Origin of the sequence: Endozoicomonas sp. YOMI1, from assembly GCF_024606345.1 — a bacterium.
Lineage (GTDB): Bacteria > Pseudomonadota > Gammaproteobacteria > Pseudomonadales > Endozoicomonadaceae > Endozoicomonas.
This window is the reverse complement of sequence record NZ_JAHHPM010000284.1, coordinates 1-2,611: the sequence shown is the minus strand read 5'-3', so window position 1 is coordinate 2,611 and position 2,611 is coordinate 1. Positions and strand designations below refer to the sequence as shown.

Annotated in this window: 3 protein-coding genes; all 3 read left to right on the top strand. The window is 45.8% G+C overall.

Annotation, left to right across the window (positions count from 1 at the left end; genetic code table 11):
- A partial coding sequence (locus tag KDK15_RS09740; protein ID WP_306800295.1) for a helix-turn-helix transcriptional regulator occupies nt 1–392 on the top strand: 392 nt, incomplete at its 5' end.
- Between the two features lie 16 nt (nt 393–408).
- Nucleotides 409–651 (top strand): hypothetical protein, encoded by a 243-nt coding sequence (locus KDK15_RS09735; RefSeq protein WP_257295161.1) that lies wholly within the window; start codon nt 409–411, stop codon nt 649–651.
- Between the two features lie 243 nt (nt 652–894).
- Complete coding sequence (locus KDK15_RS09730) at nt 895–2,148, top strand: ATP-binding protein (RefSeq protein ID WP_257295160.1); 1,254 nt, start codon at nt 895–897, stop codon at nt 2,146–2,148.
- Nucleotides 2,149–2,611 lie beyond the last annotated feature (463 nt).

Here is a 2,611-nt window from a genome sequence, read left to right as displayed (position 1 = left end):
TTCAAAGGGTTAGTGTATTAACGGTCAATAATCAGGAACAACGTGTGGTCGGTTTGAAGGAAAGACAATGGACGATCATTCAAGTTTTTCCCAAGGATCTGCGCCTGTTGAAAACACTGGGCGAGAATATTGCCCTGGCGATGAAACGCCGAAAAATCACCCAAACCCGATTGTCTGAGCGTACCGGGCTTTCTATGCCGACGCTTCGTAATATCATCCGGGGTGAACCCGGTGTTTCCATTGGTCACTACCTGGTGGTGTTATCTGCATTAGGGTTGGCTGAAGATTTAGCGAAAGTGGCATTAGATGATGAGTTTGGCCGTAAGTTACAGGATATTGAGCTGCTAACATCCCGGCGCAAAAATAACGAACGTAATTCAGATTCCTTTTAAAGGGAAGGTGCCAGTTATGAGCAAGTCTGTTTGGGTTTACGCCCATTGGCATTCGATGGAACAGCCCGAACTGGTAGGCATATTAGAGGTTGATCTGGTTCGGGGTGCAGAAGTAGCCCCTTATTTTCAATTGTCAGCGACACAGTCCAAAGAGATATTGACAGAACTTCGTAGTGTGACCGACAACTGGCAACAATACGCGAATGAAATTGGCATTAATCGTCAGGAACAGCAGTTACTGGAATTAATACTATTTTGAAACTATATTTTCATTTTGGTTTTAATAAAGAGCTTATAGTTTCATTTTCTGCTTCTTTGTGTTGCTGGATTTCCAGTCAGAAGTTCACTTCGTTCATCGTTTAAATAGAGCCTTGCATAGCGTTATTATTCCAGATTAGTCATTAATGAAATCCATTTTAGTCGGATTATAAATCCATAATGGTCGAGTTCATAATCTATATTAGTCTAAACTAAAATCCATATTAGTCATGACTGGATTGCTATGGACTACATACCAAGAGCCATTGAGCGTAATTTGCGGGAATGCTTGAAGGATACGCCGGTAGCCATTACCACCGGTCCCCGGCAATCTGGCAAAACGACCCTGGCGCGACATCTGCTGGAGACGCTCAAGCCTGAGGGCTCCGGAAGTTATCTGACCCTGGATGATGAAAATATCCTGATGGTTGCCCGCAATGACCCTATTGGTTTGCTGCGTAATCAACCGCGTCCGGTCATTATTGATGAAATTCAGCGGGCTCCGGAATTGATTCGCACTATCAAACTGCTGGTCGATGAAGATCGTCAACCCGGGGCTTTTATCCTGACCGGTTCCGCTGATCTGATGACGTTGCCGGCGTTGGCTGATTCACTGGCTGGCCGGGCAGAATTTATTACCCTGTACCCATTCAGTCAGAGTGAGTTGAAGCAGCGGCCTGCTGGCAGGCAGGAAGAGCATGATATTATCAACCAGCTATTGTCTCCGGATTTTACTCCCCCGCGTGGGTCGCTGCTTGAGCTTGACCAGGTTATTTCGGCCATAGCTTGTGGTGGTTATCCAGAAGCAATACAGCGTTCTTCAAATCGCAGGACACGCTGGTACAGATCTTATACCGATGCGATTATCCGGCGGGATATAAGAGAAGTTTTTCAGCTACAAAAGCTGGATGAAATGGCGCAGCTGCTTAAATCACTGTCTTCTATTTCTTCTGGGGCGCTGAACTATGCAAGTCTTGGTAAAGCGATAAAGATGGATAGCAAGTCTGTTCAAAAATACGTTTCAGCCCTTGAAAACCTTTATCTGGTAAAGCGAATTCCCGGGTGGCATCGGAATGAACTCAAACGGGCAATTAAGCAGGCAAAGGTTCATTTTGTGGACACTGGACTGCTGTGTTCCCTGAGAGGCATAAATGCAGCGGCTATTAAAGCTGACAGAAATCTTATGGGGTCGTTGATGGAAACCTGGGTCTGCTCCGAGCTACTGAAGTCTATCGCCATAAGTGATCAGGACTGCCAGCTTTTTCACTATCGTGACAAGAGTCAGCGAGAAGTGGACTTTATTCTGTCAGGGCATAATGGCCAGGCCACAGGCATTGAGGTCAAGGCAGGCATGACGATCAAAAAAGAGATGTTCGCTACTCAGGAAATGCTAATTGCAACTGGCAGTATTCAGCGGGGGGTAATTGTTTACAACGGTGATAAGGTGCTGCCCTTTTCGGATAAACTGGTGGCTTTGCCGGTAGGGTGTCTGTTTTGAATATAATTTGAATATAAGCTGTATGTCGTGCAAAAAACAGTGAGAACAAAATCATTTCGCAGCATAAAGAAATCAAAGGATTACAGAACCCGGTGAGAACCAAAATAACCACTTAACCAGTTGATTTTACTGGAATGCTCGTTTCGTTCGGGACGAAAGGGTTGGAGGTTCGAATCCTCTCACGCCGACCAGTGAAATCAAGGGCAGGATATCAGACTGAAGGAACGGTTACCGACACGACTGCGGTAAATTGCCAGGCCGTTAATAATATTTGAGACATCATATTCTCGGACAGCCTCCTGGTACACCATTTCAATGAGTTTGAGGTGTGTAATCTCCGTTCACCCTGAGCGGAGTCGAAGGGTGATTGGCACAGTCTTTATTTAGGGTATGGAGCTTACGCCCTTCGACTCCGCTCAGGACGAACGGAGTTTGGAGGTCAATGATAGATGGAACCCATCAA

Bases quoted from the DNA above. Each gene is read 5' to 3' on its own strand.
- KDK15_RS09735 (WP_257295161.1), top strand. From the start codon at position 409: ATGAGCAAGTCTGTTTGGGTTTACGCCCATTGGCATTCGATGGAACAG.
- KDK15_RS09730 (WP_257295160.1), top strand. From the start codon at position 895: ATGGACTACATACCAAGAGCCATTGAGCGTAATTTGCGGGAATGCTTG.